Origin of the sequence: Haloferax sp. DFSO60, from assembly GCF_046557615.1 — an archaeon.
In the GTDB taxonomy this organism is placed as follows: domain Archaea; phylum Halobacteriota; class Halobacteria; order Halobacteriales; family Haloferacaceae; genus Haloferax.
In genome coordinates this window covers 612,338-639,287 of sequence record NZ_JBKIII010000001.1, presented here as the reverse complement: position 1 = coordinate 639,287, position 26,950 = coordinate 612,338, and the positions used below count along the sequence as shown (strand labels likewise).

29 protein-coding genes are annotated in these 26,950 nt (G+C 60.8%); 13 read left to right on the top strand and 16 right to left on the bottom strand.

What is annotated here, in order from left to right; all coding sequences use genetic code 11:
• The first annotated feature begins 30 nt into the window (after positions 1 to 30).
• Complete coding sequence (locus tag ACK509_RS03355; RefSeq protein WP_410765080.1) at positions 31 to 1,197, top strand: tubulin/FtsZ family protein; 1,167 nt, start codon at positions 31 to 33, stop codon at positions 1,195 to 1,197.
• Positions 1,198 to 1,304: 107 nt separating this feature from the next.
• On the top strand, positions 1,305 to 1,991 hold the full coding sequence (locus ACK509_RS03350) for an RNA ligase partner protein (protein WP_410765079.1): 687 nt from the start codon (positions 1,305 to 1,307) through the stop codon (positions 1,989 to 1,991).
• Here the strand turns inward: ACK509_RS03350 and ACK509_RS03345 are convergent, their stop codons facing one another.
• Together ACK509_RS03345 and ACK509_RS03340 are read right to left on the bottom strand one after the other, a co-directional pair.
• The gene (locus ACK509_RS03345) at positions 1,992 to 2,486 is read right to left on the bottom strand and encodes a halocyanin domain-containing protein (RefSeq protein WP_410765078.1); all 495 of its coding nucleotides are present in this window, start codon (positions 2,484 to 2,486) and stop codon (positions 1,992 to 1,994) included.
• A gap of 120 nt (positions 2,487 to 2,606) precedes the next feature.
• Positions 2,607 to 3,656 carry an NAD(P)/FAD-dependent oxidoreductase gene (locus ACK509_RS03340; RefSeq protein WP_410765077.1) on the bottom strand — a complete coding sequence of 350 codons (1,050 nt, stop codon included), beginning with the start codon at positions 3,654 to 3,656 and terminating at the stop codon, positions 2,607 to 2,609.
• Positions 3,657 to 3,785: 129 nt separating this feature from the next.
• On the opposite strand from ACK509_RS03340, the gene ACK509_RS03335 reads away from it, so the two are divergent.
• Complete coding sequence (locus tag ACK509_RS03335) at positions 3,786 to 4,070, top strand: DUF357 domain-containing protein (protein WP_410765076.1); 285 nt, start codon at positions 3,786 to 3,788, stop codon at positions 4,068 to 4,070.
• A gap of 58 nt (positions 4,071 to 4,128) precedes the next feature.
• Positions 4,129 to 4,584 carry a hypothetical protein gene (locus tag ACK509_RS03330; RefSeq protein ID WP_410765075.1) on the top strand — a complete coding sequence of 152 codons (456 nt, stop codon included), beginning with the start codon at positions 4,129 to 4,131 and terminating at the stop codon, positions 4,582 to 4,584.
• 12 nt (positions 4,585 to 4,596) lie between these two features.
• Here ACK509_RS03330 and cysS read toward each other — a convergent pair whose 3' ends face one another.
• Complete coding sequence (cysS, locus tag ACK509_RS03325) at positions 4,597 to 6,084, bottom strand: cysteine--tRNA ligase (RefSeq protein ID WP_410765074.1); 1,488 nt, start codon at positions 6,082 to 6,084, stop codon at positions 4,597 to 4,599.
• Positions 6,085 to 6,184: 100 nt separating this feature from the next.
• Positions 6,185 to 6,679, bottom strand: coding sequence for a hypothetical protein (locus ACK509_RS03320; RefSeq protein ID WP_410765073.1), 495 nt, complete (start codon positions 6,677 to 6,679; stop codon positions 6,185 to 6,187).
• Between the two features lie 150 nt (positions 6,680 to 6,829).
• On the opposite strand from ACK509_RS03320, the gene ACK509_RS03315 reads away from it, so the two are divergent.
• Both ACK509_RS03315 and ACK509_RS03310 read left to right on the top strand, forming a co-directional pair.
• Positions 6,830 to 7,711: a CbiX/SirB N-terminal domain-containing protein gene (locus tag ACK509_RS03315; RefSeq protein ID WP_410765072.1), complete on the top strand. Its 882-nt coding sequence runs from the start codon at positions 6,830 to 6,832 to the stop codon at positions 7,709 to 7,711.
• The gene (locus ACK509_RS03310) at positions 7,704 to 8,789 is read left to right on the top strand and encodes a DR2241 family protein (protein WP_410765071.1); all 1,086 of its coding nucleotides are present in this window, start codon (positions 7,704 to 7,706) and stop codon (positions 8,787 to 8,789) included. Before ACK509_RS03315 ends, ACK509_RS03310 begins: the two co-directional genes overlap by 8 nt.
• An 18-nt stretch (positions 8,790 to 8,807) precedes the next feature.
• On the opposite strand, the gene ACK509_RS03305 is transcribed toward ACK509_RS03310, so the two are convergent.
• Positions 8,808 to 9,389, bottom strand: a complete 582-nt coding sequence (locus ACK509_RS03305; protein ID WP_410765070.1) for a hypothetical protein — start codon at positions 9,387 to 9,389, stop codon at positions 8,808 to 8,810.
• A gap of 41 nt (positions 9,390 to 9,430) precedes the next feature.
• Positions 9,431 to 9,616, bottom strand: a complete 186-nt coding sequence (locus ACK509_RS03300; RefSeq protein WP_410765069.1) for a methytransferase partner Trm112 — start codon at positions 9,614 to 9,616, stop codon at positions 9,431 to 9,433.
• Positions 9,617 to 9,705: 89 nt separating this feature from the next.
• On the opposite strand from ACK509_RS03300, the gene ACK509_RS03295 reads away from it, so the two are divergent.
• A complete protein-coding gene (locus tag ACK509_RS03295) occupies positions 9,706 to 10,164 on the top strand; it encodes an SRPBCC family protein (RefSeq protein WP_410765068.1) in 459 nt (152 codons plus the stop codon).
• Positions 10,165 to 10,224: 60 nt separating this feature from the next.
• Here the strand turns inward: ACK509_RS03295 and ACK509_RS03290 are convergent, their stop codons facing one another.
• The gene (locus ACK509_RS03290) at positions 10,225 to 11,562 is read right to left on the bottom strand and encodes an adenylosuccinate synthase (RefSeq protein ID WP_410765067.1); all 1,338 of its coding nucleotides are present in this window, start codon (positions 11,560 to 11,562) and stop codon (positions 10,225 to 10,227) included.
• 234 nt (positions 11,563 to 11,796) lie between these two features.
• Between ACK509_RS03290 and ACK509_RS03285 the strand changes: the two genes are divergently transcribed.
• Positions 11,797 to 12,102, top strand: coding sequence for a hypothetical protein (locus tag ACK509_RS03285; RefSeq protein ID WP_390223218.1), 306 nt, complete (start codon positions 11,797 to 11,799; stop codon positions 12,100 to 12,102).
• Between the two features lie 276 nt (positions 12,103 to 12,378).
• Here ACK509_RS03285 and ACK509_RS03280 read toward each other — a convergent pair whose 3' ends face one another.
• Positions 12,379 to 14,415 carry a hypothetical protein gene (locus ACK509_RS03280; protein WP_410765066.1) on the bottom strand — a complete coding sequence of 679 codons (2,037 nt, stop codon included), beginning with the start codon at positions 14,413 to 14,415 and terminating at the stop codon, positions 12,379 to 12,381.
• Between the two features lie 166 nt (positions 14,416 to 14,581).
• On the opposite strand from ACK509_RS03280, the gene ACK509_RS03275 reads away from it, so the two are divergent.
• Positions 14,582 to 15,553, top strand: a complete 972-nt coding sequence (locus ACK509_RS03275; RefSeq protein WP_410765065.1) for an SAM-dependent methyltransferase — start codon at positions 14,582 to 14,584, stop codon at positions 15,551 to 15,553.
• A 1-nt stretch (position 15,554) separates the two neighbouring features.
• On the opposite strand, the gene ACK509_RS03270 is transcribed toward ACK509_RS03275, so the two are convergent.
• The 4 genes from ACK509_RS03270 to ACK509_RS03255 form a co-directional block, all read right to left on the bottom strand.
• Entirely contained in the window at positions 15,555 to 16,346 is a 792-nt protein-coding gene (locus ACK509_RS03270; protein ID WP_410765064.1) for a CDP-alcohol phosphatidyltransferase family protein, read from the bottom strand.
• On the bottom strand, positions 16,339 to 16,677 hold the full coding sequence (locus ACK509_RS03265; protein ID WP_410765063.1) for a hypothetical protein: 339 nt from the start codon (positions 16,675 to 16,677) through the stop codon (positions 16,339 to 16,341). Before ACK509_RS03265 ends, ACK509_RS03270 begins: the two co-directional genes overlap by 8 nt.
• Positions 16,674 to 19,082, bottom strand: a complete 2,409-nt coding sequence (locus ACK509_RS03260; RefSeq protein ID WP_410765062.1) for a penicillin acylase family protein — start codon at positions 19,080 to 19,082, stop codon at positions 16,674 to 16,676. Before ACK509_RS03260 ends, ACK509_RS03265 begins: the two co-directional genes overlap by 4 nt.
• Positions 19,083 to 19,148: 66 nt before the next feature.
• Entirely contained in the window at positions 19,149 to 19,490 is a 342-nt protein-coding gene (locus tag ACK509_RS03255; protein WP_410765061.1) for a hypothetical protein, read from the bottom strand.
• 53 nt (positions 19,491 to 19,543) lie between these two features.
• On the opposite strand from ACK509_RS03255, the gene ACK509_RS03250 reads away from it, so the two are divergent.
• Positions 19,544 to 21,202: a potassium channel family protein gene (locus ACK509_RS03250; protein WP_410765060.1), complete on the top strand. Its 1,659-nt coding sequence runs from the start codon at positions 19,544 to 19,546 to the stop codon at positions 21,200 to 21,202.
• A 194-nt stretch (positions 21,203 to 21,396) separates the two neighbouring features.
• On the opposite strand, the gene ACK509_RS03245 is transcribed toward ACK509_RS03250, so the two are convergent.
• Together ACK509_RS03245 and ACK509_RS03240 are read right to left on the bottom strand one after the other, a co-directional pair.
• Entirely contained in the window at positions 21,397 to 22,233 is an 837-nt protein-coding gene (locus tag ACK509_RS03245) for a heme-copper oxidase subunit III (protein ID WP_410765059.1), read from the bottom strand.
• 175 nt (positions 22,234 to 22,408) lie between these two features.
• The gene (locus ACK509_RS03240; protein WP_410765058.1) at positions 22,409 to 23,485 is read right to left on the bottom strand and encodes a phytoene/squalene synthase family protein; all 1,077 of its coding nucleotides are present in this window, start codon (positions 23,483 to 23,485) and stop codon (positions 22,409 to 22,411) included.
• A 102-nt stretch (positions 23,486 to 23,587) separates the two neighbouring features.
• On the opposite strand from ACK509_RS03240, the gene ACK509_RS03235 reads away from it, so the two are divergent.
• A complete protein-coding gene (locus tag ACK509_RS03235) occupies positions 23,588 to 24,730 on the top strand; it encodes an acyl-CoA dehydrogenase (RefSeq protein ID WP_410765057.1) in 1,143 nt (380 codons plus the stop codon).
• Positions 24,731 to 24,736: 6 nt separating this feature from the next.
• On the opposite strand, the gene ACK509_RS03230 is transcribed toward ACK509_RS03235, so the two are convergent.
• Positions 24,737 to 25,051 carry a DNA-binding protein gene (locus ACK509_RS03230; RefSeq protein ID WP_410765056.1) on the bottom strand — a complete coding sequence of 105 codons (315 nt, stop codon included), beginning with the start codon at positions 25,049 to 25,051 and terminating at the stop codon, positions 24,737 to 24,739.
• A gap of 403 nt (positions 25,052 to 25,454) precedes the next feature.
• Here ACK509_RS03230 and ACK509_RS03225 point away from each other — a divergent pair, with 403 nt between their 5' ends.
• A complete protein-coding gene (locus ACK509_RS03225) occupies positions 25,455 to 25,730 on the top strand; it encodes a hypothetical protein (protein WP_410765055.1) in 276 nt (91 codons plus the stop codon).
• 2 nt (positions 25,731 to 25,732) lie between these two features.
• On the opposite strand, the gene ACK509_RS03220 is transcribed toward ACK509_RS03225, so the two are convergent.
• Positions 25,733 to 26,407 carry a protein sorting system archaetidylserine synthase gene (locus ACK509_RS03220; protein ID WP_410766242.1) on the bottom strand — a complete coding sequence of 225 codons (675 nt, stop codon included), beginning with the start codon at positions 26,405 to 26,407 and terminating at the stop codon, positions 25,733 to 25,735.
• A gap of 99 nt (positions 26,408 to 26,506) precedes the next feature.
• Between ACK509_RS03220 and ACK509_RS03215 the strand changes: the two genes are divergently transcribed.
• Positions 26,507 to 26,950 (top strand): plastocyanin/azurin family copper-binding protein, encoded by a 444-nt coding sequence (locus tag ACK509_RS03215; RefSeq protein WP_410765054.1) that lies wholly within the window; start codon positions 26,507 to 26,509, stop codon positions 26,948 to 26,950.

Here is a 26,950-nt window from a genome sequence, read left to right as displayed (position 1 = left end):
TATGGAATGAATTTCTCGGAGGAGTACAATATGAAACTCGCACTCATCGGCGTTGGACAGGCAGGCGGCAAGATAGTCGATTCGCTCATCGAGTACGACCGGCGAACCCGAACCGGCTACATCGTCGACACGATTGCGGTCAACTCGGCGCGTGCAGACCTCAAGGGACTCCGAAATATCCCCGAGTCCCGGCAAGTACTCGTTGGTCTCGCCCGCGTCAAGGGCCACGGCGTCGGTGCCGACAACTCGCTCGGTGCAGACGTGACCGCCGAAGACGTCGGTGACATCCTCGCCATGGTGGACAACTTCCCCATCCACGAGATTGACGCCTTCATGGTCGTCGCCGGACTCGGCGGCGGAACTGGTTCCGGCGGCGCACCCGTCATCGCGCGCGAACTCAGCAACATCTACACTGAACCCGTCTACGGCCTCGGCGTCCTCCCGGCAAGCGACGAAGGCGGTATCTACACACTCAACGCCGCTCGCTCGCTCCAGACGTTCGTCAAAGAGGTTGACAACCTTCTCCTGTTCGACAACGATGCGTGGCGCAAGACTGGCGAGTCTGTCGAATCCGGCTACCGCGACCTCAACGAAGAACTCGCTCGCCGTCTCGGGATTCTCTTCGGTGCTGGCGAGGTCTCCGAGCCTGGTGCAGTCGCGGAATCCGTCGTCGATGCCTCCGAAATCATCAACACCCTCAGTACCGGCGGCATCTCCACGATTGGATACGCCTCGGTCGAAATCGACCGCCGGAAACGCGGCCTACTCTCTCGACTCACTAGCGACCCCGTCGAAGACGATAGTGGCGATTCGACCAATCGCGTGACCAGTCTCGTTCGCCGTGCGGCACTTGGCCGCCTCACGCTCCCCTGCGACATCGGCAGCACTGAGCGCGGACTCGTCATCGTCGCTGGACCGCCGAGCGTGATTTCCCGCCGTGGAATCGAACGCGCCCGGACGTGGCTCGAAGAAGAGACCGGAACGATGGAAATCCGCGGCGGCGACTACCCTGTCAACTCTGACTTCCTCGGCGCGGTGGTCCTCCTCTCGGGTGTCTACAGCGTCCCACGCGTCAAGAACCTCCAAGCCGTCGCAATCGAGGCCCAGCGAAATATGCTCGCCAAGCAAGAGACCAGTGGCACGGCACTCGACGAACTCGTCCACTCGGGTGCCGAGGCGCTCGACCCACTCTTCTAATTCGTCTTTCTGACCGCGCTTTTCTCACGCCGATTCTTGGAAATTCGACACGAAGAGCGCCAGAACACGGGGAAACGTCATATCCTCTGGCTACAAACACCCATTCGATGGCCGAGTACCCTTTGAAACAGCGGTTCGTGCTCGACACCTCCCTTTTTCTCACCGAGGAAATCAGAGACGACGACGAGAACTTCGAAGAAGCCGTCGAACGCCTACTCGATACGATTGCGGCCGCCCGACTCGACCTGAACATCTCGTGTTATATGCCGCCTTCTATCGCGGACGAACTCGTCCAAATCCTTCGTGAACGTGGGGTTTCGGACGAAGTACTCGGCAAACTCGACACGTGGGTCATCAAGAAACACCCCGACCGCTTCGAGGTGTACATCCCCGCGGAAATCGTCTATCGATTCATCGACGAGATGTCTGAACGCGTCAACCGAGGGCTCCGAGTCTCCGAAAAAGCCGTCCGAAAAGCAGAAGAGTCGAAGCGACAGGCAGACGGCGGAGCGAAGATGAGCGAGGTGGACAAGGTGATTTCGGACCTCCGCGACGACTATCGCGGCGCGCTCAGACAGGGCGTACTCGACTCACGCGAAGACTTCGACTTGCTCATTCTCGCCCGCGAGTTGAACGCGGGCGTCGTCACCGAAGACACAGGCATCATCAGTTGGGCGGCCGACTTCGGGCTTCGAAACCTTCGCGGACGGGCCTTCCCGACGCTCCTCAACGAATACCTGACGGCACTCGACGGGCCACAACCCAGATACCGAGACGAGAGACAAGAACCGTAGTTATTCGACGACGACGATACCGACCATTCCGAGCGTCTCGTGAGGGACACACCGGTACTTGTACTCGCCAGTCTCGTCGAACGTGTACTCGAAGGTGACGCCTTCCTGTGCGGCGAGTTCCGATTCGAATACCCCATCCACCTCTTGGACGTTGTGCGACCCACCGGCACCCGTCCACTCCCAGACGACGGTCGTTCCGGGTGAGACTTTCACCGCCGCCGGTTCGAACACGTAGCCGTTGCCTGCGCCGACTTCGACAGTGACCGTCTCCTCGCCGGTTCGGTCGTGGACACCATCGTAGTTGGGCGTTCGGTCGAACCAGCCATCGAACGAGGGTTTGTCACGACTCTCGCCACCGTCTCCGTTTGCAGTTCCGTCGTCGCCTCCAGATTGGTCTCCCGAACTCGCACCACCGGTACATCCTGCGAGAAGTGCGATACCAGTCGAAACAGCAGTTACACGGAGAAACGTCCGACGAGAGAACTCTGCGGTCATTGCTAGGCAGTTCTAGGTCGGGGGATAAATCGAATGCTTCGATTCTCACACGGTGAAAAACGGGAATGAGTTACGGGGTGGTCTGGACGTTCGATGTCGCCCGAAAGTCGAGATTAGGCCTTACTCTGCCGGACTCGCGGCGGCCTGCTTCTCTTCGCGTTCGAGGTCTTCGAGGTAGGCGTCGGCGTCGAGTGCGGCCTTTACGCCCATGCCGCCAGCGGTTGCGGCCTGCTGGTAGTGGTAGTCCACGACGTCGCCCGCGGCGAAGATGCCGGGAACGTCCGTCGCCGTCTGGTTGCCGCCGGAACCGCCCTTGGCGACGATGTAGCCGTCGTCGTCGCGCTGGATGCCGGTTCCTTCGAGGTAGTCCGCGTTCGGCGTGTGGCCGATGGCGTAGAACACCGCGCCGACGTCGAAGTCGAACTCTTCGGTCTCGGGGTCGTCGAGTTTGGCCGTCGGGTGGCCCTCTGGGTTGCGGACGAGCGTCACGTGTTCGACGCCCGCTTCGGGCGACCCGTGGAGTTCGGTTGCTTCGGTGTTGAGCATGAGTTCGATTTCGCCGTCTTCGACCTTCTCGTTCAGGCGGTCGACCCAGTAATCCTCTGCGCGGAACTCTTCGCGGCGGTGGACGAGATAGACAGTAGAGGCGAACTTGGTGAGGAAGTTGGCTTCCTCGACTGCGGCATCGCCGCCACCGATGACCATGATTTTCTCGCCGCGGAAGAACGCGCCGTCACAGGTTGCACAGGTGGAGAGACCGTAGCCCATCAGGTTCTCTTCGCCCGGGATGCCGAGGGTACGGGCGGATGCACCGGAGGCCGCGATGATGGCGTCGGTCGTGTACACGTCGCCGTTCTTCATCGTGACCGTGAAGGGCCGCTCGCTCGCGTCAACGGATTCGATGATGCCGTGGCGAACCTCGGTGCCGAAGCGCTCGGCCTGCTGTTTCATGTTGTTGATGAGTTCCGGCCCGGAGATGCCCTCAGGGAAGCCTGGGTAGTTCTCGACTTCCGTGGTGAGCGTCAGTTGCCCACCGGGCTCGTCACCCTCGAATACGAGTGGTTCGTTGTTGGAGCGAGCGGCGTAAATCGCGGCCGAAAGCCCAGAAATCCCCGATCCGGCGATGATGAGCTTTCGATGCTCGACGAAGGAATCAGCGTCGGTTGTCATTACCCCTCGTTTGCGATAGACCTGCCTTAAGCTTGCGCTGTATTGCGAGGAATGTGACATCACCCCCACACACTGACACGCACACCCGAGAGCGAAAGACCAGTATCCATCCCGTGCGCACCTCTTCGCATGACCGCCGACCTCGAAGAGAAGACGAACCGGTACGAACGGATGCTCGCCGACGCGCTCGACGAGGCCGTCCAAGCCGTCCCCGACGAGACACCACTCGGAGACGCTGCCGCCGACTGCCTGGAGATGGCCGAATCCTACCTCGGTGACGGGCGACACTTCAAAGCCAACGACGACTGGGTGAACGCGCTGGCGTCCTTTTCGTACGGCTACGGATGGCTCGATGCGGGCGTCAGAATGGGTCTCTTCGACATTCCCGACGACTCACACCTCTTTACGATGTGAAAGACAGGTACGCGATTCGGCTGGCGAGAGTTTTCACGACGGGTCACGTAAGACTACTATGGCTTCTACCGCCACGTCCACCCCCCGCGTGTCGGAGACGCAACGAACGCTCGAACAGCGAGTGATGAACCCCTTCCTTCGACGCGTCCTCCAATCACCACTGCACGGACTCGCCAGCAGGTGGGTCGTCCTCGTCTCCTACGTCGGCCCGAAGAGCGGGACACGATACACGTTCCCTGTCGCCTACGAACGAGTTGGTTCCGCGCTCGTCGTCGTCACGCCGAAAGCCGAGAGCAACTGGTGGAAGAACTTCCGGCGACCGATGGAGTGTTTCGTCTGGTTCCACGGCAAGCGACGCAACGTAACGGGCGAAGTTGTCGAAGACGAGCGTAAATTATCGCTACTCAGAAGGTACGCAGAAGGGCACAGACTCGCCGCTCGTGAATTAGGTCTCTCGGGTGACTCCTCGGAAGAACACCCAGAAATCGCCGTGGTTCAGTTCGCGTTTTCGTAACCGAACGTTCGATTACTCGAACCGGAACGTCGCGCCGTCAGCACTGTCTTCGACTTCCACGCCGAGTGCGTCGAGGTCGTCGCGGAGGTCGTCTGCACGTTCGTAGTTGCCTGCTTCGCGTTCTTGCTCGCGCACGTCGAGGATGAGTTGCACGAGGTCGTTTGCGATGGTCACGTCGCCGCCCTCGGCACCGTCACCGAAGGAGAGACCGAACACGTCGCCGCCGAACTCTTCGAACAGTTCGATTGCCTCGTGGAGCGCGCGGTAGTCGTACTCGTCGGCGTCTTCGAGGTGACGATTCACAGCACTGGCGAGGCCGAGTAGTTCGGCCATCGCCTCGCGGACGTTGAAGTCGTCGTTCATGGCGACGGTGAAGGTCTCGCGGAACGAATCGAGCGTTTCGCGCAACCCCTCTGCTTCGACTTTCGTTCGAGCGTCGGGGCTGTCGCAGGCTTCGACAGCAGATTCGTAGGCGCGTTCGAGGCGTTCCCAGCGCTCTTCGGCTTCGGCGATGGTCTCCTCGGAGTAGGTCTGTTCAGAGCCGTACGCAGTCGAGAGGTAGAACGTTCGAATCACGTCCGGGCCGAACTCCGAGAGGGCGTCATCGACGTAGAAGAAGTTCCCGAGACTCGAACTCATCTTGTCACCGTCGGTCTGGAGGAGTCCGACGTGAAGCCAGTAGTTGGCGAACTGTTGGCCCGTCGCGGCCTCTGACTGCGCGATTTCGTTCTCGTGGTGCGGGAAGACCAGGTCGCGGCCGCCGACGTGGATGTCGATGGTCTCATCGAGATGCGTCATCGACATGGCCGAGCACTCGATGTGCCAGCCGGGTCGGCCCTCGCCCCACGGTGACTCCCACGTCTGGCCACACGGGTCGGTGAGTGGTTCGAGGTCCGGATTTCGATGCTCGGCGGCCGTCTCGGGGGTGACTGGTCCGGCCTTCCAGAGCGCGAAGTCGGTCGGGTTGCGCTTTTCGGAGCGTTCGGACTCTTCTCCCTGTGCTTCCAACTCCTCGACCTTCTGGTTCGAGAGTTTGCCGTAGTCGTCGTACGTCGAGACGTCGAAGTAAACCGAGCCATTGGATTCGTAGGCGTGGCCGCGGTCGATGAGCGTCTCGATGAGGTCGATGATTTCGGGGATGTGTTCGGTGACGCGCGGGTAGACCTCTGCGCGTTTGAGGTTGAGCCCGCGCATGTCACGAATCACGTCGCCGATGAAGTGTTCTGCAACGTCCGATTCGTCGTCGCCGAGGTCGTCTTCGTCGATTCGGGCGGCGATTTTCTCGTTGACGTCAGTAAAGTTCTCGACGTGGTGGACGGTGTAGCCCTCGTGGTCCAGCCATCGGTGCATGATGTCGGCGTGCATCCAGAGGCGGGCGTGACCGAGGTGGGCGTCGTCCGAGACCGTCAGTCCGCAGACGTAGAGCAACACGTCGTCGTCACGTTGTGGCTCGAAGTCCTCGCGTTCTCCCGTCAGGGTGTTGGTCACGGACAGCGTCATCGCAACACGGTACACCGGCCTCATTTTTCAACCCGTCGGAACCGACGGCGTCCAGGCACGGGGTGACGCGCCTGCTGCTGTCGGTCTGTCTCGTTCGAGGTTACCGATATGCAACATCGACTGCACCTTCGACGATTTGGAGCGCGGTCGCTCCTTGACGCCGTGGGACGACGACGAGCAGTGCGTCGCCTGCGACGCCCGCCGCATCGACGACGACTGACTCGGCATTGAGTCGCGTGAGAATCTCCGCGAGAAGTTGGGTATCGACGTTTCCATCTGCGATAATCGCGGTCAGTGGACCACTCGGAGCGAGTTCGACGCCCGAGACTGAGAGGACTGCCTCGCCATCCGGTTCCTCAAGGTCCTCGCCGACGAGTCCGACGCCGCTTCGCATCGTCACCACGGCGTCGTGGCTCGTCGCTTCTAGTGCCGGGAGGTCGGCGGCGAATCGGCGGAGAGCGGCGGCGACGGCCTCTTGTTCGCCGATGTCGAGAAACTCGGCGGCGGCCGAGTAGTTGACGACTCCGGCGCGAAGTGCGGCCAAGAGGAACGGTCGCTTTCGGACGGCATCGCGGGCATCGGCGGCGAGAGACATGGCGGGTTGTTGTCGGCAACCGAGATAATTCTCTCGTCACCGACCGTGGTGGCCGGAAAATGAACGCGGTGCGAACGCGTTTTGGTTCAATATGAAGATTCCTTTTCGGGATGCGAAGTCCATAAGGCGACTCCCTCACAACGCCCGGACATGCAAGCGCTGGTTATCGTGGCGCACGGGTCGCATTTGAACCCGGATTCGAGTACGCCCACCTACGACCACGCCGACACGATTCGAGACGTCGGCGCGTTCGAGGAGGTTCGAACCGGCTTCTGGAAAGAAGAGCCGTCGATTGCAGAGGTGCTTCGGACCGTCGAAGCCGACGAGGCGTTCGTCGTCCCGCTCTTTATCAGCGAGGGCTACTTCACCGAGCAGGTCATCCCGCGCGAACTCAAACTGGACGGCTGGGACGTGGCCGACTGGGACTCGGACGGCCTCTCCGCGTCTCACGTCACCCTTCCCGCAACCGACGTGCCCGACAAGACGGTCCACTACTGCGGGCCGGTCGGCACCCACGAAGCGATGACCGACGTCATCGTCCGCCGCGCCGAGACGGTAACCGGAGACCCCGACGTTGGCGACGGGTTCGGCCTCGCGGTCGTCGGCCACGGAACCGAGCGCAACGAGAACTCCGCGAAGGCAATCGAGTACCACGCAGAGCGCATCGCGTCGATGGACCGCTTCGACGAAGTGCAGGCGCTCTACATGGACGAAGAACCCGAAGTTGACGACGTGACCGACTACTTCGATTCCGAGGATATCGTCGTCGTCCCGCTCTTTATCGCCGACGGCTTCCACACCCAAGAGGACATCCCCGAGGACGTGGGCCTGACCGACGACTACCGGACGGGATACGACGTCCCCACCGAAGTCGAAGGACATCGAATCTGGTACGCTGGCGCAGTCGGCACGGAAGGACTGATGGCCGACGTGGTACTCGAACGCGCCGCAGACGCAGGCGCAAACATCGGCGACGCGCTCGAAGTTGTCCGAGAAAAGACCCGAACCACGCAGGAGGCCCCACGTGAGTAATCACATCGACGCGGTCATCGACGCCGCAGACGACGGTATCGAACACGACGGATTTGCAGTCACCGCCGAGGACGGAACCTACCGACTCGTCACTCCAGACATGACCTTCGAATCACTCTCCGAATCCGAGTTCCGCGACGCCCTCGGCGAGTACGCCGACGAATCCGCCCACGACTGGCACTTCTGGTCGGACGTCGTCGGCGAGGTAACCCCGCACCGTCGCGCCTTCTTGCAGTGGCTCGAAGGTGTAGACGAACTCCGGCTCGCTGACCGATACGAGGCACTCCGAAGCGGCATCACCACAGAGTGGGGCCAACTTCGAATCACAGTCGAACTCGACGACGAAGGGCGTACCTACGACGTTCGCCACGTTGCCGACGGCGATATCGACACCGATGGACTCGACACCTACCACGACCCGTTGGCCGCCCGGCAACTCGCAACCTACGACGAGAAGGGTCGATACCGCCCGCTGAAATCCGGTGCGAACCTCGCCGGTGGCTGGGTGTTCTCCGACCTCGACGCCCGCGACGTGGTCGAAGCGGTCGAAACGTTCTACCCTGCGTCCGTGCCGAACTGGTATCGCGAACGCGAAGGTGAACTCGACGTGGTCCACTGGGAGGATGCAATCGGCCGCCAGTCGGGGATGTACGGCGTCGTCAAGACGTGGAATCGCGGTGACGGCCACGAACACGTCGATTGGGTCGCCGAAGCGATGTGTGACGACTCACAGTGTGTCAAACGCCGCGAGTGGCAGTACGACGACGAGACGGACCTCGATGTGGATGGTGGCGATGGCGCGTTCCCGTGTCGTGAGCCGTGTTCGGTCGTCATCGCCGCCTCGCGCAAGTGGACGCGACTCGAAGCCGAAGAGACGCAGACCTACGAGTTCGACCTGACGCCCTCCGAGAAAGAACAGGTCGAAGCCATCATCGACGCCGTTGCAGACGACCGAATCGACGAGATTCGAGAAGCAGACATCTACGAGAGTGCGAATCGCTATCGAACGCGGTTCCTCCGTGCAAAATTGTTCGACGAGGACGGAAACCTCTGCGGCGTTCCGACCGACGACGAGTAACGTCGCGCTCGGTTTTTGTTATCGGACTGCGAGTACGATTCCCACGAGAACGCCGAACACGACCACGCCAGCGCCGAGCATGATTGCGAAACTGTCGAAGGCGCTGGCGATGCCTGCGGCGAGTGCCAAGGCGACGATGCCGAGTAAGACGAGCGGGAGGACGCCCGTATCAATCGAAGAAACCGACGCCAGTGCGCGCTCGGCACCGGTGGGCTTGGGTTCGATACCACCCGGTTGGGTGAGCGTGTCGTCGATATCGACACGTGGTTTCGACCCCGGTCCCGGTTCGATTGTCACATCGACGTAGGCCGTCTCCGAGCCGTATCCGGAGACGATTTTGAGCCGTCCGTGAACCGACTCCTCGACGGGAGTCACGAACACTTCGACGGCCATCTCTTCGTCACCTTCGATGTAGTGGTTTCCCGACGAGAGCGTCGCCACTTGCGAGAGCGTGTCATCGAGATTGAGGTGGATGTGGACGGGCTGGCCGAGGTTTTCGAACACCACGGCGAACGTATCCGTCGTCGAAAACGAATTCGTGACCGAGAGGTCGTGCGGGCGCTCCTCGTTCAGTGTGACGGTGAGCGACTCGTTCGACACAGTACGACGCTCGAAGTGAAAGTAGAAAAACGTTCAGGTGGTTAGTCGTCCCGCATGTCCGGGGGAAGCAGGTTCGGAATACCGTCTTCGATGGGGTACACCTCGCCCGTGACCGTCCCGATGAGTCGTCCTTCGACGATTTCGTCTCCGTCGCGCTCGTCGACTTCGAGGGTCAACTCGCTCTTGTCGAGGGGGTCACAGAGGATGTCCATCAGGGATTCTTTCATTGTCAGATTCGAAGATAGGACGGGCTAAAAACGTACGGGTTCTGCCCGACTACTTTAGGTCGCTCGCTCGAACAACTCAGCAGACCGCGATGCCAACGATTGTCTTAGAGACGCATATCGACGCCCCTATCGAACGCGTGTTCGATTTAGCGCGGAACGTCGAACGGCACACAGAGACGATGGGTCACGGCGAGCGTGCAGTCGCAGGAACCACAAGCGGACATCTGGAAAACGGAGACGTCGTGACGTGGCGGGCGACCCACTTCGGTATCCCGATGGAACTCACCGTCGAAATAACCGAGATGGAGTCACCAGTGTACTTTCAAGATAGGGAAATCGACGGTCCATTCCGTGAGTTGACTCACGACCACTACTTCGAGCAACTCGCTCCAAACAGCACTCGAATGAGAGACGAATTCCAGTTTACTTCGCCTGTCGGCCCGCTCGGGTGGGTCGTAGATACGCTCGTCCTCACGCGATACATGCGAAACCTCATCGAACGCCGAAATCAGGAACTCAAAGCAATCGCCGAGGGGCAATTCGACTAGCTAGGTGGCCACCGGAAAACGAGTGCTGAATCGGGTCTCACCCGACCCGTGGAGGCGTCGTTAGTTGTCGAACGGGTTCGCGAGTTCGACAGTCTGCTCGCGGTCCGGTCCGATACCGACAGCGTAGACGGGTACGTCGAGTTCTTCGGTGAGGTAGTCGAGGTAGTCCTGTGCGTTAGCCGGGATCGCCTCGTAGCCTTCTTCGGCGACTTCGGACCAATCGACTTCTGGCCACGGTTCGAACTCCTTCAAGACGGGTTCACACTCGGCCCATCGCTCGGTCGTCGCGGGGATGGTCAGACGTTCTTCGCCTTCGAGTTCGTAGGCGTGGCCGACCTTGATTTCGTCCAGTCCGGCGAGCACGTCGAGGTGGTTGACGGCGATACCCGTAAATCCGCTCACGCGAGTTGCGTGACGGAGCATGGGAATGTCGAGCCAACCGATACGGCGCGGGCGACCGGTGACGGTCCCGAACTCGCCGCCTTTCTCGCGGATGAAGTCTGCGAGTTCTTCGTCTCGGTCGTCGTCTTTCAGTTCGGTTGGCATCGGCCCTTCACCGACGCGTGAGAGGTAGGCTTTGACGATACCGACGACTTCACCTTGGCCGGTGACGGTCGGGCCGAGACCCGAACCAGTGGCCGCGCCGCCAGCGGTTGGGTTGGAGGACGTGACGTACGGGTAGCTTCCGTGGTCGATGTCGATGAGCGTTCCCTGTGCGCCCTCGAACATCACGTTCTCACCGGCTTCGCGGCGTTCGGCGAGGAAGTCGCCACAGTTGACAGCCATGTCGTTTTCGGCGAGACGACGGCCGAACTCGGTGTACTCGTCGATGAGGGCTTCGATGTCACACTCTTCGCCTGCTTCGAGGCCGTAGACGTCCTCGATGAGCGCGCGCTTCTGCGGGACAGCGTACTCCAGTCGCTGGCGAAGGACGTCGGGGTCGAGTAGGTCGCCGATGCGAACACCGCGACGACCAGCCTTGTCCTCGTAGGTGGGACCGATGCCGCGACCGGTCGTCCCGACGACGAGGTCGGAGTCGGACTCTGCCTTTGCTTCTTCTTCGATGTTGTCGAGACGACGGTGATACGGCATGATGACGTGGGCGCGTTTTGCGACGCGCACGTCGGGGTCGAGACCGCGCTCGCGGAGGTCATCAATCTCCGAGAAGAGGGTGCGCGGGTTGACCACACAGCCGTTACCGAGGATGCCGATTTTGTCGCGGACGGCACCGCTCGGAACGAGCGATAGTTTGTACTCTTCTCCGCCCTCAACGACGGTGTGGCCGGCGTTGTCGCCGCCCTGATAACGGACGACGACGTCCGCATCGCCACCCCAAAGGTCGACGAGCGCGCCTTTGCCCTCGTCGCCCAGTTGTGAACCGACGATGGTAACAGTCATACGTCGGTCGTTCCCCGCGGCACACTAAACAGATTACGGTCCTTGCCGAATAGCGATACAAGATTGTGAACACTTTTAGACATCTCGTCGGCAGAATATGCAACAAACACGCATCACCATGGCCGAAGATAACACAACGGTTAATTACTGGCCTTGGTAAAGACGAGGTATCATCTTTTTCGCCACCCGAAGAGGGCAAGGCTTAAACTCTCCCAAGAAGAGTTAACAAATGGCATGATAGACCGACTTGAGAAGGAAGTCGATATGTTGGAGCGCCATCTTCAGGTTCTGAAGATGGTCATCGAGAGCGAACCGATTGGCATCGTGAAGATGTCGAACGAAACTGGTTACCCACACCACAAGGTTCGCTACTCGCTCCGTGTTCTCGAAGAAGAGAACCTTATCGAGCCCTCCAGCCAAGGTGCAATCACGACCGAGCGCACCCAAGAGTTCGTCGACGAACTCGATGGGAAACTCGACGAGATTGTCTCCAAGCTCGAATCGATGAAGATCGAAGAAGCAGCCGAAATCGAGAACTAAATCCGAAAACACGCGGTCGTTCTATCCCCTTCGCACGGACGCCTTCGCTGACACAGATACGCAACTCGCGTCAGATGGGACCGTTCAACGGGATACACCGGGTTGTCGGGACGATACGACCGCCGAACGGTTGTCTCTCCCCGCAGCAGTAGCACGGGATTTCTCATTTTTCTCCCGTGTGAACCCGACACTGAGAGCGGTGACTCCGCATCGCGAGTGGTGACGTCCCGTATCGCCACTCCGAGTCCTGACGCTGAAAAAAGAACGCGCGCTGTCTCAGATGTCGGGGACGTTCAGGTGGAACTCGCCACTGCGTGCCTCGACGAGACACAGGTGGTAGCCCTGTTTGCGAGACAGTTTTACGAAGCTCTTGCGTTTGCTTCGACTCAGCAGTCCACCGCCAGTTTCCGCGGCCGTCGCTTCGAGTGCTTCCGGTTCGAAGAAACTCTTTGTCACGACGAACGCAGAGCCGAGGGTGTCGCCGGATTCGGCGACTGCCTTGGAGTCTTTGATGAGCTGTCGAACCATCCCTTCGGTGGCCGGGTCGCGCGAGTCGTTCATGTTGGCGACGAAGAGCGGTTCGCCCATCTGGTCGCGGAAGATGACGTCGAAGCGGCGCGTCTCTGCGTCGCCCTCGTCACCGAGCGGAACCGAGACAGACCCGTAGAGTTCGACGCGGTCGACTTCCGGAATCGAGTTGAACACGCCTGCGAGTTCCGAGCGGTTGCCCGTCTCACCGATTTCGTAGAGCAAGTCGGTGACGACCCACTTCGCGAAGCCGAACTCTGCGGTTGCGTGCAGGAACGATTCGTAGGGCTGGCCATCGACGCTCAGCGATTCCGTATCAAAGGTCGTGTGGTGTTCCAACCGGAGGTTCTCCAAGAGTTCGTCTCTCTTGACCTGCCCGCTGTGTGCTTTTTCCAGTGTCGCCTCGCCTTTCCGCTTGTAGCGAACGAAGAGGTTGGTTCCGCGGAGTGCCTCCTCGATACCCATCGTCTGGTCGGCGGTGTGGACATCGACATCCGCAAGACTGGCTTCGAGTTGTTCGATTTCGGATTCGAGTTCGGACACGCGAGCTTCGAGTTGCTCGTTTTTCGACTGTGCGCTCTCGAGTTTCTGTCGCAGTGATTCTTTCTGCGACTGGAGTTTGTCGCGCTCGGCGGTCACTGCCGTGAGTTTCTCTTTCAGCGCACCCGATTGCGCGCTATTCGACGTTTGAGAAGGTTGCTGGGATTGTGCCCGTTTCGGCGAGCGTTTGCGATGTGTTTGCTGTGCCTCTTGGGTTTTGTTTCGCCCGGCAGGTTTCTGTTTTCGCCCACGTTTCGGACTACTCGTTCGCTTCTTCCGCTCGGAGACGGACTCTCCGGTGGTGTTCTTGGGGTCGAGCGACGGAATCGAACGTGCGTTTCGCCACTGTGCTTCCTCGGAGAACACGTCCGAATCTGACGCGTCAGACTGTTCTTGTTCGGCGAGTGGGTCTGGTTTCGCCTCCGCCGTTTCGGCAGCAGCCGCCTCTGTCGAAGGCTCGGTATCCGTCGCTGCTGGAGTCGGGTCCGGTTCGGGTGCGGTCTCTATTGTTTCCTCGGTTGCAGTCCCCGACTCTGTCGTCGCGGTGTCGGGTTCTGCATCAGCGATGGGTGGTTCGGCGGGCTCGGATTCCGGGGTCGTCGCCTCCGAGTCAGTCTCGGGTTCAACGTCGCCGTCTTCGGGCTCGTCAGTCGCCGACTCCTCGGGTTCTGGTTCTGCGTCAACGACTGGTTCGGCCGCGGACTCGTCTTCCGGAAGCTCGACGATGTCGAGGTCGACGTCGATGACTTTGTAGATGCCAATCTCGTCGTTCGCGCGGTCGAACGCTTCGTCGTCGGTGATGAGTTTCCGGCTGTTGCCGACGTAGGCCGCACTCATCGACTTTCCACCGTGATAGACGACGTAGTAGTCGCCCGAAAGCACGTTCTCCGAAAGCTCGATGTAGCCCGTGAACCCACCCGATTTGAGCGTACTATCGGCATCGGAAAGCGGCGTCTCTTCCGTGTAGTACTGTGCGCGCGTCTCGCCGCCCGTCTCCATCATTGCATACAGCAGTGGCAGTGACGGGTCGGGAGAACGATGCGCTTCGAACGATGCGTCGTCGAAGTCCTCGATGGTCCCGTCGAACACGCCAAGCAGCCGTCCGTTGAGCATGAAGCCCCACGTTAGGCTGGCAACAACGGCACCGGTGAAGCCGTTGTCTGCGAGTTCCCGGAGGCCCGCGTAGCCGCGTCCGGCCGGTGCGGAGTCCCACCCAGTCACCGCGTCGATAATCTCGCTATCCATTTGGGGTTAAATCACTGCAAGCGAATCAAATAGTTTCCGGGCGATTTGCGCGTTTCATCGAGATTTTCTCGAAAATCGTGTTTTCTTCCCAACAATTCTATATTCGATTTCAACCTCGGTGGTGAGGGGGCGAATAATTATGCCACCCCCCTGAGACAACTTGGTCGTGACTCGCCACGACGAACGATTCGTCCGCTATCTGGAAGCGAAGGAACCGGTGGACGACCACGCACTTCATCGCCCGACGCTCGCTCGGCTCAGCGACTTACTCGAAGCCCGTGCGGAATCCCGACCGGGCAAGCCCCTTCGGGTGGTCTCTGTCGGTGCTGGAACCGGTGCGATGTGTCGACGCCTCCTCTCGTGGGGAGTCTTCGACAGCCACGACGACATCAAGTACGTGATGGTCGATAAGCAGGAAGGCTTGGCAGACCGTGCGGCGGCGGCATTCGCGCGGTGGGCACCCGCCGCAGGATGGGAAGCGACGCCGACGAAAAACGGGTTTCGAATCGAGCGACACGGGCGACGTGTCGACCTCACCTACATCACCGGCGACCTGTTCGATGCAACCGCAGTCTTGCCGCAGGCAATCGACCTCGTTATCGCACACGCTGTGTTCGACTTATTGCCACTCAAGCGGGCGACCGAGTCGCTCGTCTCTCGACTCACTGAGCGCGGTCTGGTCTACGCGCCGATTACGTTCGACGGGCACACCTCGTTCCGTCCGTCCCACCAGTCGGACGAACGAGTACTCGATGCGTACCACGAGACGATGCAGACCGAGGACCACAACGGTGCGACGACCGGTTCGGACCTCTTCTCGGTGTTCCCCGCTGTCGGGCTGTCGCTCGTCTCCGCGGGCGGGTCAGACTGGACTATCCACCCGCCCTACGACGACACCGACCCAGTCTTCCTCGACCAGATTTTGCGCTTCGTCGAGCAATCACTGACCGACGAGGGTGTCGAAGCGACCGAGCAAGAAGGTGAGAGAGACGGGACGACTGTGTCGGATGGCGGCGAGTCGAACGACGAGTTCCAAGACGAACTCCAGACGTGGCTCAGTACGCGGCATCGGCAACTCGAAAGGGAGTCGCTCACGTATATCGCACACAACGTGGACCTACTCGCACAACTCGACTAACTTACTCTTCGGCCGGGGTGGGCGTGCTTTGGCGTGCTGGTTCTCCGAGTCGCCCCGAGACGTAGAGCCAGTCGCGGGCAAACCCGAGTAGTAACCCACCGGCGGCGAGTGCGGCCACGCTCGGAATCCACTCGTCGGCGATGCCTGGTGCGAGTGCGACGGGGACAAACGCCATCTGGAGCCCCGCGAGTACGCGACGGGACTCTCGCGGCGGCAACTCGAACGTCGGCTTTCCAACTCGGTGTCGCCACCAGAGACCAGCGACGAACACGTACCGAGCGACGCCGACCGAGAGATACCACCACGGGAGTTGCCCGAGCGCGACGCCCGCGAGTGGAGCGACGATGAGGCCCAGCGCATCGACGGTCATGTCGAGTCGAGAGCCGAGTACCGTCACGCGATTCGTTCGCCGAGCCAGCGCACCATCCACCGAATCCAAGGCCGCCGCGATGCCGTACCCAATCGCGGCGAACCACGCCCACAGCGAAGACGACTCTCCAAGCACGACGAACGCGACGAGGCCGCCAACCCACGCGATAATCGTCCCGCGAAAGAGGGTAACAGCGGTTGGCAGGCCAATCCAATCGTATCGCTGGTGTGTCGTTGGCGAGCGATTCTCTGCGGCGAACGCGCCGGTGTAGACGAACAGTCCGAGCGTCAGCAACGCGGCGAGTGCCAGCCATGCGGCCCCGACTTGGCGTGTCGTCCCGCGCCCAATGACGAAGCTAACGAGACTCGTCGCGGCCAGTGCAACTCCCGCGGCAACGAGGAGCGTCCCACGGGTACTACGCATCGCCGGTGAGTGCGCGAGCACCGACTGCTCCGAGCATCGGCAGTGCGAATCCGATTGTGACGCTCAAGACGAGGATAATTCCCATCTCGAAGTACGCAGCGAGGCCGCCGCTTCGCCACACGAGCGCCGTCTGGAGCGCGAGCGCAAGCCCGCCGAAGGTGAGCCCGGAGACGACGGCGTAGCGGACTGACGTGGCGAGGACGCCCACGAGGACGCCACCAGCGACGAGTCCTCCCCAGTGAACGGTCGATACCGCGAGTCCGACGGCAGTTGCAACGACCAGGGCGAGTTCGGCGTATCGGCCCGTTCGAATCGCAGAGAGCAACGTCATTGTTCACCCCTAAACACGATGTCGGGGGACTTGGTTGGTCTGTCCAAAGTGAGCGGTTTGTACTCACCCAGTGCCCACTCGTCGAGTTGGTCGTAGTAGTGGTCGGACCAGACGACGCCGCTCTGCCCACCAGGAATGACACCCGAGGAGTCATCGTCGGCCGAGAAGTCCACGACCATCCGCCAACTACTGCCCGCTTGGGTCGAACTCGACGACCGGAAGTTGAACACCGTGAACGCAGACCCATCCATCGGTCGCTCTGGGTAGTTCACAAACGCTCGATTGAATGGGTGGTTCATATCGAGGGTGTTGTAGTCGCCGTAGGTCTCCCATTCCGCGTCGCTAATCCGCTCGGCGGTTCGGTTCATGGCGAGTGCGGCCACGTCGGTTCGGGTTTCGGTTGCCGAAGCGGTCGTTCGGTCGTCGAACCACCTCGAATCAGAGTCGAGCATCTGGAGGGTGTAGAGACGTGGGTAGTACGACTCGTCGAGACCCTCTGCACTGAATTCGTCGTGGAAGGTCGCGTTCTGGAACTCTTCGGTCCAGATTCGATAGACGAGTGCCGCGCGCGAATTCGATCGCACCTGGTAGTTCCAGCCATCCAGTTCGGTGGTGAGTTCCCGTGCTTCCGGAGACATCTGCGAGACAGTCGTCTCGTCGGTCGCATAGGGGACGAACCCAACTGCCGCTTCGGAGCGAACGTCGCGCTGGAGTTCGCGCATCGTCTCGGCGGTCATCTCACCGTCAGCCGCCGCGGCGTCCAACTCGTCATAGATTCGCTGGCCGCGGTAGGGGTCGGCGTAGGTCATCGAGGTACCCATGTAGAATCCGGCGTCGTCGATGGTTCGCTGGTTGGCCGTTGCAAGCAGGTCGGGATTGTCCACGTGCGGAATCGACTCGAAGGGGACGAACCCATCCCACGACGAGATTCCGTACGGGTCGTACCCTCGCCATTCGCCCTCACCGGCAGAGCCGTTGAAGACGGTATCTCCGCGGACGACTTCGCCATCTGTGACGCGAATCGGGTACTTTCCGGCGGGGTAGTAGAGCGTGTTTCCGGCGCGGTCGGCGGCGACGAAGTTCTGGGCTGGCACGTCCCAGACTTCGAGCGCGTCACGGATGTCGGAGACGGACCCAGCGTGGTTCAGTTTGTAGACGCCGAGCGACTCGTTAGTCGCCGAGAATCCGGGCCAGGCGACACCGACTGTTTCACCGTCGCGTTCGATGACCGGCCCGTGGACGGACTTTCGAACGTCGATGGTCACGTCCTCACCACCAGCAACTTCGATGACTTCGGTATTGGTCTCGAACTCACGGACTTCGCCATCGTAGACGTAGCCTCCGTCGCGCATCTCGTAGGTGTAGAGGTCGGTGAAGTCGCCGCCGACGTTGGTCACGCCCCACGCGGCGTCAGCGGTTCGACCGATGACGACCAACGGAATGCCGGGGAATCCGACGCCGCGAACGTCCATCTCGTTGGCCGAGAGGTGCATCTCGTACCAGATTGGCGGGACGGTGAGCGAGAGGTGCGGGTCGTTGGCGAGTAGTGGTGCGCCCGATGCGGTGTGTTCGCCCGAGACGACCCAATTGTTCGACCCGTACACGGGGTCTTTATCGTAGGCGTCGGTCCAGTCGGCGAGCGCGCCGAAGTCGCCATCGACCGATGCAGTGGAGGAATTAGAGACCACAGGTTGCGGGTCGAAGGGTGCCGCATCAGATGCAGACGAGTCGCGGATAATCGGTACGTCGTGGTCGAGCGAATTTGGATAGAGCGCCGAAGCTTCGGGGCCGAGACGTGAGATTGTGGTCGAGCGCCGCAAGTCGGAAAACGACCCGGAGAGTTGCCACGAGATGAGTTTTCCCACTAAGAGCGTATCGACCGGTCGCCATGACTCGAACTCGGCGTCCACCATGGCGTACTCCGGTGGGAGAGGTTGCGAGTCAGCGTAGGAGTTCACGCCCGCAGTGTAAGCTTCGATTGGGGCGCCAACGTCCGTTCCTCGGACCGACTGCCACGACGCTTCGGCGGCGGATTCGAAGTCCAAACTTCGATAGAATGTGTCCGAGTCGATGGTCGATTCGCCGACGACAGCCGAAAGCCGCCCCGAAATCAGTCGGCGCTGGAGGTCCATCTGAAACAGGCGGTCTTGTGCCTGGACGTAGCCGACGGCGAAGTAGAGTGCTTCTTCGGACTCGGCTTCGATGTGGGGAACACCAGCGTCGTCGTACCAGACTGTCGCCTCGCCGTAGGGACTCTGGACTTCTTCGACACCCGCAGACGCCGACGCATAGAGACCACCAGAGAGCGGCGCGGCGAGTGCCAAGTACGACCCGCCGAAGACGGCGGAGACAACGAGCGCCCCCGCGCAGACGACGGCGAGGGCCGCGCGGGAAGTGAGATTCATGCACAATCCGCGCGTGGAGAGTTGTTAAATATTGCCCCGTTGATGTGTTTCGCTCCGGCCACAGGCTCACGATTCGCGTCTGTAGTCTCGAATGCTCACTGCTGCGAGCAAGCAGAGATACGTCACGAGTCCGCTGAGGACGACAACGAGAATCTGCGGGTCAACGAGTGCGACCCCAACCATGACGAGGAGTGCCCCACCCACGACCACAGAGAGTTGAACACTGGGCCGACGCCACGCTGTCTGTACTCGCTCGCGGTTCGATAGTAACACGAGTTCGAGGACGATTGTTCCGAGTGCGCCATACAAAACAGACTCGGGGCGGATTGGTGTACCACGAACGACGACTGCGAGTGCGAGCGGAATCGCCACCACGACGGTGAACACGGCGTCTCGGCGGCGACTCATACACACACTCACGCGGCAGGGGTCTTTTAGACAGCGACGGCCGAAGACGGTGTATGTCTATTTCGGGCGACGGACCGGGACTGTCCAAGGCGAAACAACGCCTCGGGCGGTACCTCGCAGCGGCAGCGACCGCGATTCTTCTCTATGCAATCGTCTATCAGTGGGCGCTCGGCTACTTCACCGACGAGACGACAACGTTCTTGCAGGCACTCCACGTCGTCGTCGAGACGTTCACCACCACTGGGTACGGCGAACAGGCAGGACTCTGGGAGGAGACGCCACCGCTGCTCGCTCTCTCGATTGCCATGCAGTTGACGGGCGTCGTCACCGTCTTCCTCGCGTTGCCGCTGTTTCTCGTCCCCCTCGTCGAGGACGCCTTGCGGACCGACCCGCCCACGTCGTCGTCGCTCACCGACCACGTCATCATCTGTACGTACACCCCGCGAGGCGATGCACTCGTGGACGAACTCGAATCGATGGACGTGCCGTACGTCATCGTCGAAGGCGACCGCGACCTGGCCGAAGAACTGTACGCCGAAGACTACACCGTCATTCACGGTGACCCCGAGTCGGTCGAAGTATTGGAGGACGCGAACGCGAGCGAGGCACTCTCAATCGTCACCGACGACGACGACGAGACGAACGCGAGTATCATCCTCGCCGCCAAGCAGGCCGCTCCCGACTGTCGGGTCGTCAGCCTCATCGAAGACCCACACGTCGCCGACTACCACCGCTATGCCGGTGCCGATGCGGTCGTCTCACCGCGACGACTCCTCGGCGAGAGCCTCGCCGGGAAAGCGACCACTTCCGTCAGCACCGAACTCGGCGATGCCGTTGAGATTGGTGAGGACTTCGAAGTCGCAGAACTCCTCGTCCAGCGTGGAAGCCCGGTCGAAGGAAAGCCAATCGCCGAAAGCGGAATTGCGAACCTGACCGGCGCAAACGTCATCGGCGCGTGGTTCTCCGGTGAGTTCGTCTCACCGCCCGCACCGGATGCCGTCATCGACGAACACACCATCCTGCTCGTCGTCGGTCGCGAGAAACAACTGGAGAAACTCCGCGAACTCACGCTCTCGTCGGCCCGGCGATTCCGCCGTGGTGCGATACTCATCGCTGGCTACGGCGAAGTCGGTTCGACTGCCGCCGAGACACTTGCGAGTTCCGGCGTCCCGCACGTCGTCATCGACCTCGAAGACAAACCCGGCGTGGACATCGTCGGCGACGTGACGGACCCACAGACACTCATCGAAGCGGGCGTCAAGGAGGCCCGCGGGGTGTTAGTCGCGCTCAACGACGACACGACAGCCGTGTTCGCGACGCTCGTCTCGGAGCGGGTGTCGGAAGAGACCGAAGTTATCGCGCGTGCCAACGAGACCGAGAGCATCGCCAAACTCTACCGAGCGGGAGCCGATTACGTCCTCGCGCTCTCGACGGTCGCCGGTCGGATGCTCGCTTCGACGGTACTCGACGAAGAGGTCATCGCACCGCAATCGCAGATCGAACTCGTCCGAACACACGCCGACAAACTCGTCGGCAAGACGCTCGCAGAAGCGGACGTTCGGGCCAAGACGAACTGTACGATTATCGCCGTCAAGCGCGACGGCAACCTGCTCACAGAGATTGGGCCGGATTTCCGAATCGGGAGGAAAGACGAACTCATCGTCGCCGGTATCGACCAAGACATCTACCGCTTCAACGAGCAGTTCGGCTGAGAAGGACGGGTCGGTTTCACTCGCGGCGCGAGAGTATCGTGTGACTGCCAATACAGACGAGAGCGCGAGCACCTGGTCAAACCAGGACAACCCATGGCAGGTGGACGCTCACACGCTCGTCGTGTATCAGCGATGCTGTGTCATCGACGGGGTGTCTAAAAAGAATCGGTCGCAGGTGTGTGTTCGACGGGTGATTACGCGCCGATTTCCGCGCCGACGTAGAGGACGACGACGAGGAAAATCCACACCGCGTCCACGAAGTGCCAGTACATGGATGCCGTACTGACCGAGACGTGACGTTCACCGGAGTACTGCCCGCGGAGTGCGCGGACGAACACGATTCCGAGGAGGACTGCGCCGAGGGTGACGTGAAGCCCGTGGAGGCCGGTGAGACCGAAGAAGGCCGACCCGAAGAGGCCGGAGGTGATGGTGAACCCTTCCTCGATGATGAACACGTAGTACTCGTAGACCTGCCCGCCGATGAAGATTGCACCGAGGACGAGCGTGACGGCGAGACCGAGCAGGAAGTTCTGACGGTTGCCTTTCTGGAGTGCGCCTTCTGCCCAGTGGAGCGTAAAGCTCGACAGGACCAAGAGACCGGTGTTAATCAGCACGAGCGACCCGACGAGGTGCGGAAGCTCTTGTGGCGGCCACGTGCCTGCGCGGATGAAGAAGTAGTATCCGAACAGCGCACCGAACGTTCCGAGTTCGGACCCGAGGAACGCAATCATTCCCCAGCGGAGTTTGTTCTCGTCGTGTTCGCTCCGGTCGCGGTTCCAGAAGCCCTTGACGAACGCGTGGTAGAGCCACCCGAACAGGCCGACGAGGAAGAGCGCACCGCTTCCCGCGGCGACACCGACCGAGGTCGTTTGTCCAATACCCATGACGTACAGGGCAGCGGCGACGTAAATTCCTGCACCGCCAATTGCAGTGACGAACGGCCACCAACTCGCCTCACCGAAGCCCCGCGGCCAATCCTCCACTGCGGGCAGGTGGTGTCCGTGGTCGTCGTGTCCTTCTTCCGAAGTCATAGCCGACCGTTATGCTTCGGTTACTAAAAATCCTCCCAAGCGCGTTCGAGACTGGTTCACGAATAGAAGTGTGTGACTCCACCGCCGTCAGTGCCAATTCGCCCAACTTCGGTCAGTGAATCGTTGCCGAGGACGCCACTGACGACAGCGAGCGCATCGAGAACGGGTGTGGACCCTACTCGGCGTTCATCGTCGCGCGGTGGAACGGTTGCTGCGAGATGATTTCGCGCAGGTCGCCGAGCGCCGCTGGGTTGTTCTCGTTCATCGCGGCCATCACGGCGAAGACCTCCTGCCGCGAGATTTTGACGCCCTTGCCCGTGACCGCGTCCTCAGGGTTCGCGAGGAGTTCGCGGAGCGTCCCGACTGCGAGCAGGAACGGAATCCCCCACGCTTCGAGCGTGTTGCCGTCGCGGAGTGGGACTGTCTCCAAGTAGGTCTGTGCATCGTCGAGAAGCGAGCGCGCGTGCTGTGCGGTTCGCTTGACGACCGATGCCGTGCGTGCTTCGTGTCCGGTCGCGACGACCTCTTCTTGCGGCACACCGGCATCTTCCAGCCACTCTGCGGGGAGATAGACGTTGTTCTCCGTGCTGTAGTCGTCGTAGACGTCTTTGGCGATGTTGACCAGTTGGAGGAGTTGGCCGAACTCCTCTGCGGTGTCATAGAGGCGGGAGCGACGCTCGCTGTCGATGTTCCCGCGCGTCACGAGGTTCGTGATGAGGTTGCCGACGGTTCCGGCCACGTAGTAGCAGTACTCTTCGAGTTCTTCGCGTGACTGGATGCGAAGGCCGCCAATGTGGGCGTACCGTTCGACGAACATCGCCATGCCGGTCACGAGTTCGCGGACCGGAGGCGTGACTGCCTCGTGGACGTCCTCGGGGAGCGCCTCGAAGGTTCGGAAGATACGTGGGGCGTTGGCGACGACGTCCCAATCGGCAGACCGCTCTGCTTCGGATGGGATGTATGGTTCGACCGCGGTGACGAACTCGTCGATGCCGGTGTCGTCGTCGGGGTCGAGCGCGCGGTCGTAGAGTCGAAGGAGGTGTGCCTGCTCGTCGGGAGCAATCGACGACGAATCTTCGATAGTGTCGGGGATACGGCAGAGGAGATATCCAATACAGATGTACGAAGACATCGGCTCATCGAGGACGTTCACGGTCAAAGCAAAGGTCCGTGAGACGCCTTGGACAGCATCGTGACACCACGTGAGGTCGTCGTCAGTTGCCGGTGGCCTGGCATCGGCGTGTTGAGACATTCGAAGTATCCGAGTCTAAGGAGGGAGGGATAAAAAGTTTCGTGGGGAATTCCAGCGCATCGCTAGGGAAAACCATAAGCATAGTCAATGAAAGAATCAGGCATGGATTTCTCCCTTACTGCCGAGCAAAAGCAAATCCGCGATATGGTTGCCGACTTCGTCGACGAGGAGGTGAAGCCTCGTGCGGCGGAAATCGACGAGACCGACGAGTTCCCCGCAGACCTCATCGAAGAGATGGGTGAACTCGGACTGATGGGTATGCCCTTCCCAGAAGAGTACGGTGGTGCTGGACTGGATTACCACTCCTATGCGATTGGTCTCGAAGAGATTTCGCGCGGGTCCGGCGGCCTTGGAACCATCGTCGCTGCGCACACGAGTCTCGCGGGCAACATGCTCTACGAGTTCGGGAACGAAGAGCAGAAACAGACCTACCTCACGCCAGTCAACGAAGGCACCGACATCGGCGCGTTCGCCCTCTCCGAACCCGGTGCAGGCAGTGACGTTCCGGCCATGGAAACGACCGCCGTGAAAGATGGCGACGAGTACGTCGTCAACGGCGGCAAACTCTGGATTTCGAACGGTTCGGTCGCAGATACGGTTGTTCTCTTTGCGAAGACCGACCCCGACGCGGGCAACAAAGGTATCTCTTCGTTCATCGTCCGCCCCGAGGAAGACGACGGCTTCATCGTCGAAGGCACGGAGCACAAACTCGGCGACAAGGGCTGTCCGACCGCTGAACTCCGCTTCGACGACATGCGCATCCCCGCAGACCGCCTGCTCGGCGACGAGGGCGACGGCTTCATCCACGCACTGAAGACGCTCAACGGCGGTCGCATTACCATCGCGGCACGCTCTATCGGTATCGCCCGTGCCGCCCTCGACGACGCCGTTCAGTACGCTGGCGAGCGCGAACAGTTCGACCAGCCAATCGGCGAATTCCAGGCTATCAAACACAAACTCGCCGACATGGACACGAAGGTCCAAGCCGCGAAACTCCTCATGCACAAGGCTGCTGACCTGAAGATGCGCGACGAGACCTTCATCAAAGAGGCTGCACAGGCCAAACTCTACGCCAGCGAAATCTCCCGCGAAGTCGCCAACGAAGGCATCCAGATTCACGGCGGCTACGGCTACACTAAGGATTTCGCCGCAGAGCGCTACTACCGTGACGCCAAACTCAACGAGATTTACGAAGGCACGAGCGAGATTCTCCGTAACACCATCGGCGACTGGTTGCAGAAGTAAGCGTCCTCAGTTCGCGGGTTCTTCGTCTACTCGGGTTGTCTTTTGCTCGCTGTTTTCCACGCGCTCTGAGAGCCACACGTAGTACGATTCGACTCGACTCGAACCACCATCGGTGAGTGCGTACACGTCGTAGATTCCCTCTGTTCGTCGTTCGAGGTGCCCCGCATCGACGAGCGATTCGAGAGTCATGTAGAACGACTGGGGTTCGATTCTGGTGTCGTAGTAGCGCTCCAAGCGCGTCTTGAGCTTCTGACTTCTGAGTTCGCCCGCGTCGTAGAGAATCGCACAGAGGTCACGGCGACGGCCACTCTGAAACCACATACGCGTTGGTCGGAGGTGGGCTATTCGTCAGTTTCGTTCTGTGGTCGGAGCAACTCGGTCGAAGGTCGTTCGCGGCTCTGTTGTACTCTCAGGTCGATGAGCGGGCCCAATTACGTGAGGGTGACTCGTTGTCGTTCACGAAAGCACTATCACACTAAGCAGTCAGGAGAATAACAGATGAACTTCCTCTACCTCGTTGCCGCGGGAGTAATCCTCGCACTACTCTCGCCCCCAGTCGGCCTTATGCTAATTATCGTCGGATTGTCGTTGCATTTCTTTCAGAAATACCACACTCGTCGTCTCGACGAGGAAGGGAGACGGGAGAGGCGAACCTAGTCATTCGTCGCACTCGGTCCTCGATAGAACCGGTAGTTTAGACACGACGTACTCCCAAGCGACTCGCATGAGCGAATCTGTGGCAGAAGCAAACGACATCACTGCCCGATACTACGTCACCGAGTCCGAACGCGTCCTCGAATTCGAAGCCAGCGGCAAGACAGCGGCAGTCGCCCAGAACATCTCCGGCTACGCGATGCTGAAAGTCCGACCGACCGTCGATGGCGACGAACTCGAACGCTACTACGGATTCGACATGGCGCTCGACCACGCCGCGGAACTGCTCGGTGTGTCGCCCCACGACCTCCCGATTCCGGAGGACGCCGAAGACATGGGGATGTAGCTTTAACTTCCCCAGTAGAATCGCGGCCCTAAGAACAGATACCCGAGAGCGAGAAACAGCAGGCCGAACGAGAATCCCATTCCAAGCCGTCCTGAGAGCAGAATTGCGAGTCCCTGAACGACACCCATCACGAGCGCGTCTTGTGCGTGCAGGTCGGGGTAGACGACGTCCGAAATCATGAGCAGCGCGAGAATCCCAGAGAGAACGACCAAGAGCATGGGGTCCACGAATCCGACGAGGACACCGGCAGAGAGAATCGTCGCGGCCAGCGTCGTCGGCACGCCCACCGTCTCGTCACTGTCGCTGTCGTACGCGGTGTAGAGTGCGAGTCTGACGACCGCCATGGCAACGAAGAACGCGGCGACGGCGACGCCCGCGAGGAACCGAATCTGGTCGAATCCCCACGTCTCGCGGACGACAGCGACGACGAGGAGTGCGGGCGCGACGCCGAACGAGGCGACATCAGCCAGCGAATCGAGATACGGCCCGGCGTCGCTACCGCCGTAGCGTCGCGCGAGAACGCCGTCGAGTCCGTCGGCCATCGCACCGATGAGGATGACTTTGGCAGCTAGCCGCACGTCGATTGCCGTCAGGACCGCGGCGACGAAGCCGAGGGCTGCGTTCCCGGCGGTTACGACGTCGGCGACCCCCAATCGGCCGACGAATCGGGGCTTCATACCCTGTGGATTGCGGACCGCCCCTTTGCCTTTTACGTTTGGCCGCGCTTCGGCACGTGAACCACGCGACATTTATCGTTCGCGTCCTGAACTGCGACTATGCGAGACGAGCGCCCCAATTTCGGGCAACAGACACGTCGCCGATTCCTCGCGACCGCAGGTGCCGCCGCGACGGTTGGCCTCGCAGGGTGCGCGACGGTGCTATCTTCCGACAGCGACTACGACGTGGGAATGACCGCGGTTGCGTTTACGCCCCCGACTATCACCGTCGAAGTCGGCGACGAAGTCGTCTGGCAGAACACGAGTTCGCGCGGCCACACTATCACGGCCTACGAGAACACCCTCCCGGAGGGCACCGAATTCTTCGCCAGCGGCGGCTACGAGGACGAACAGACCGCCCGCGACGCTTACTCCAACGAGATTGGCGGCCTCATCAACAGCGGTGAGTCCTACTCCTACACCTTCGAGACGCCCGGCGAGTACCAGTACTTCTGTATCCCACACGAACAGGCCGGGATGGTCGGCACTGTCGTCGTGGAATAA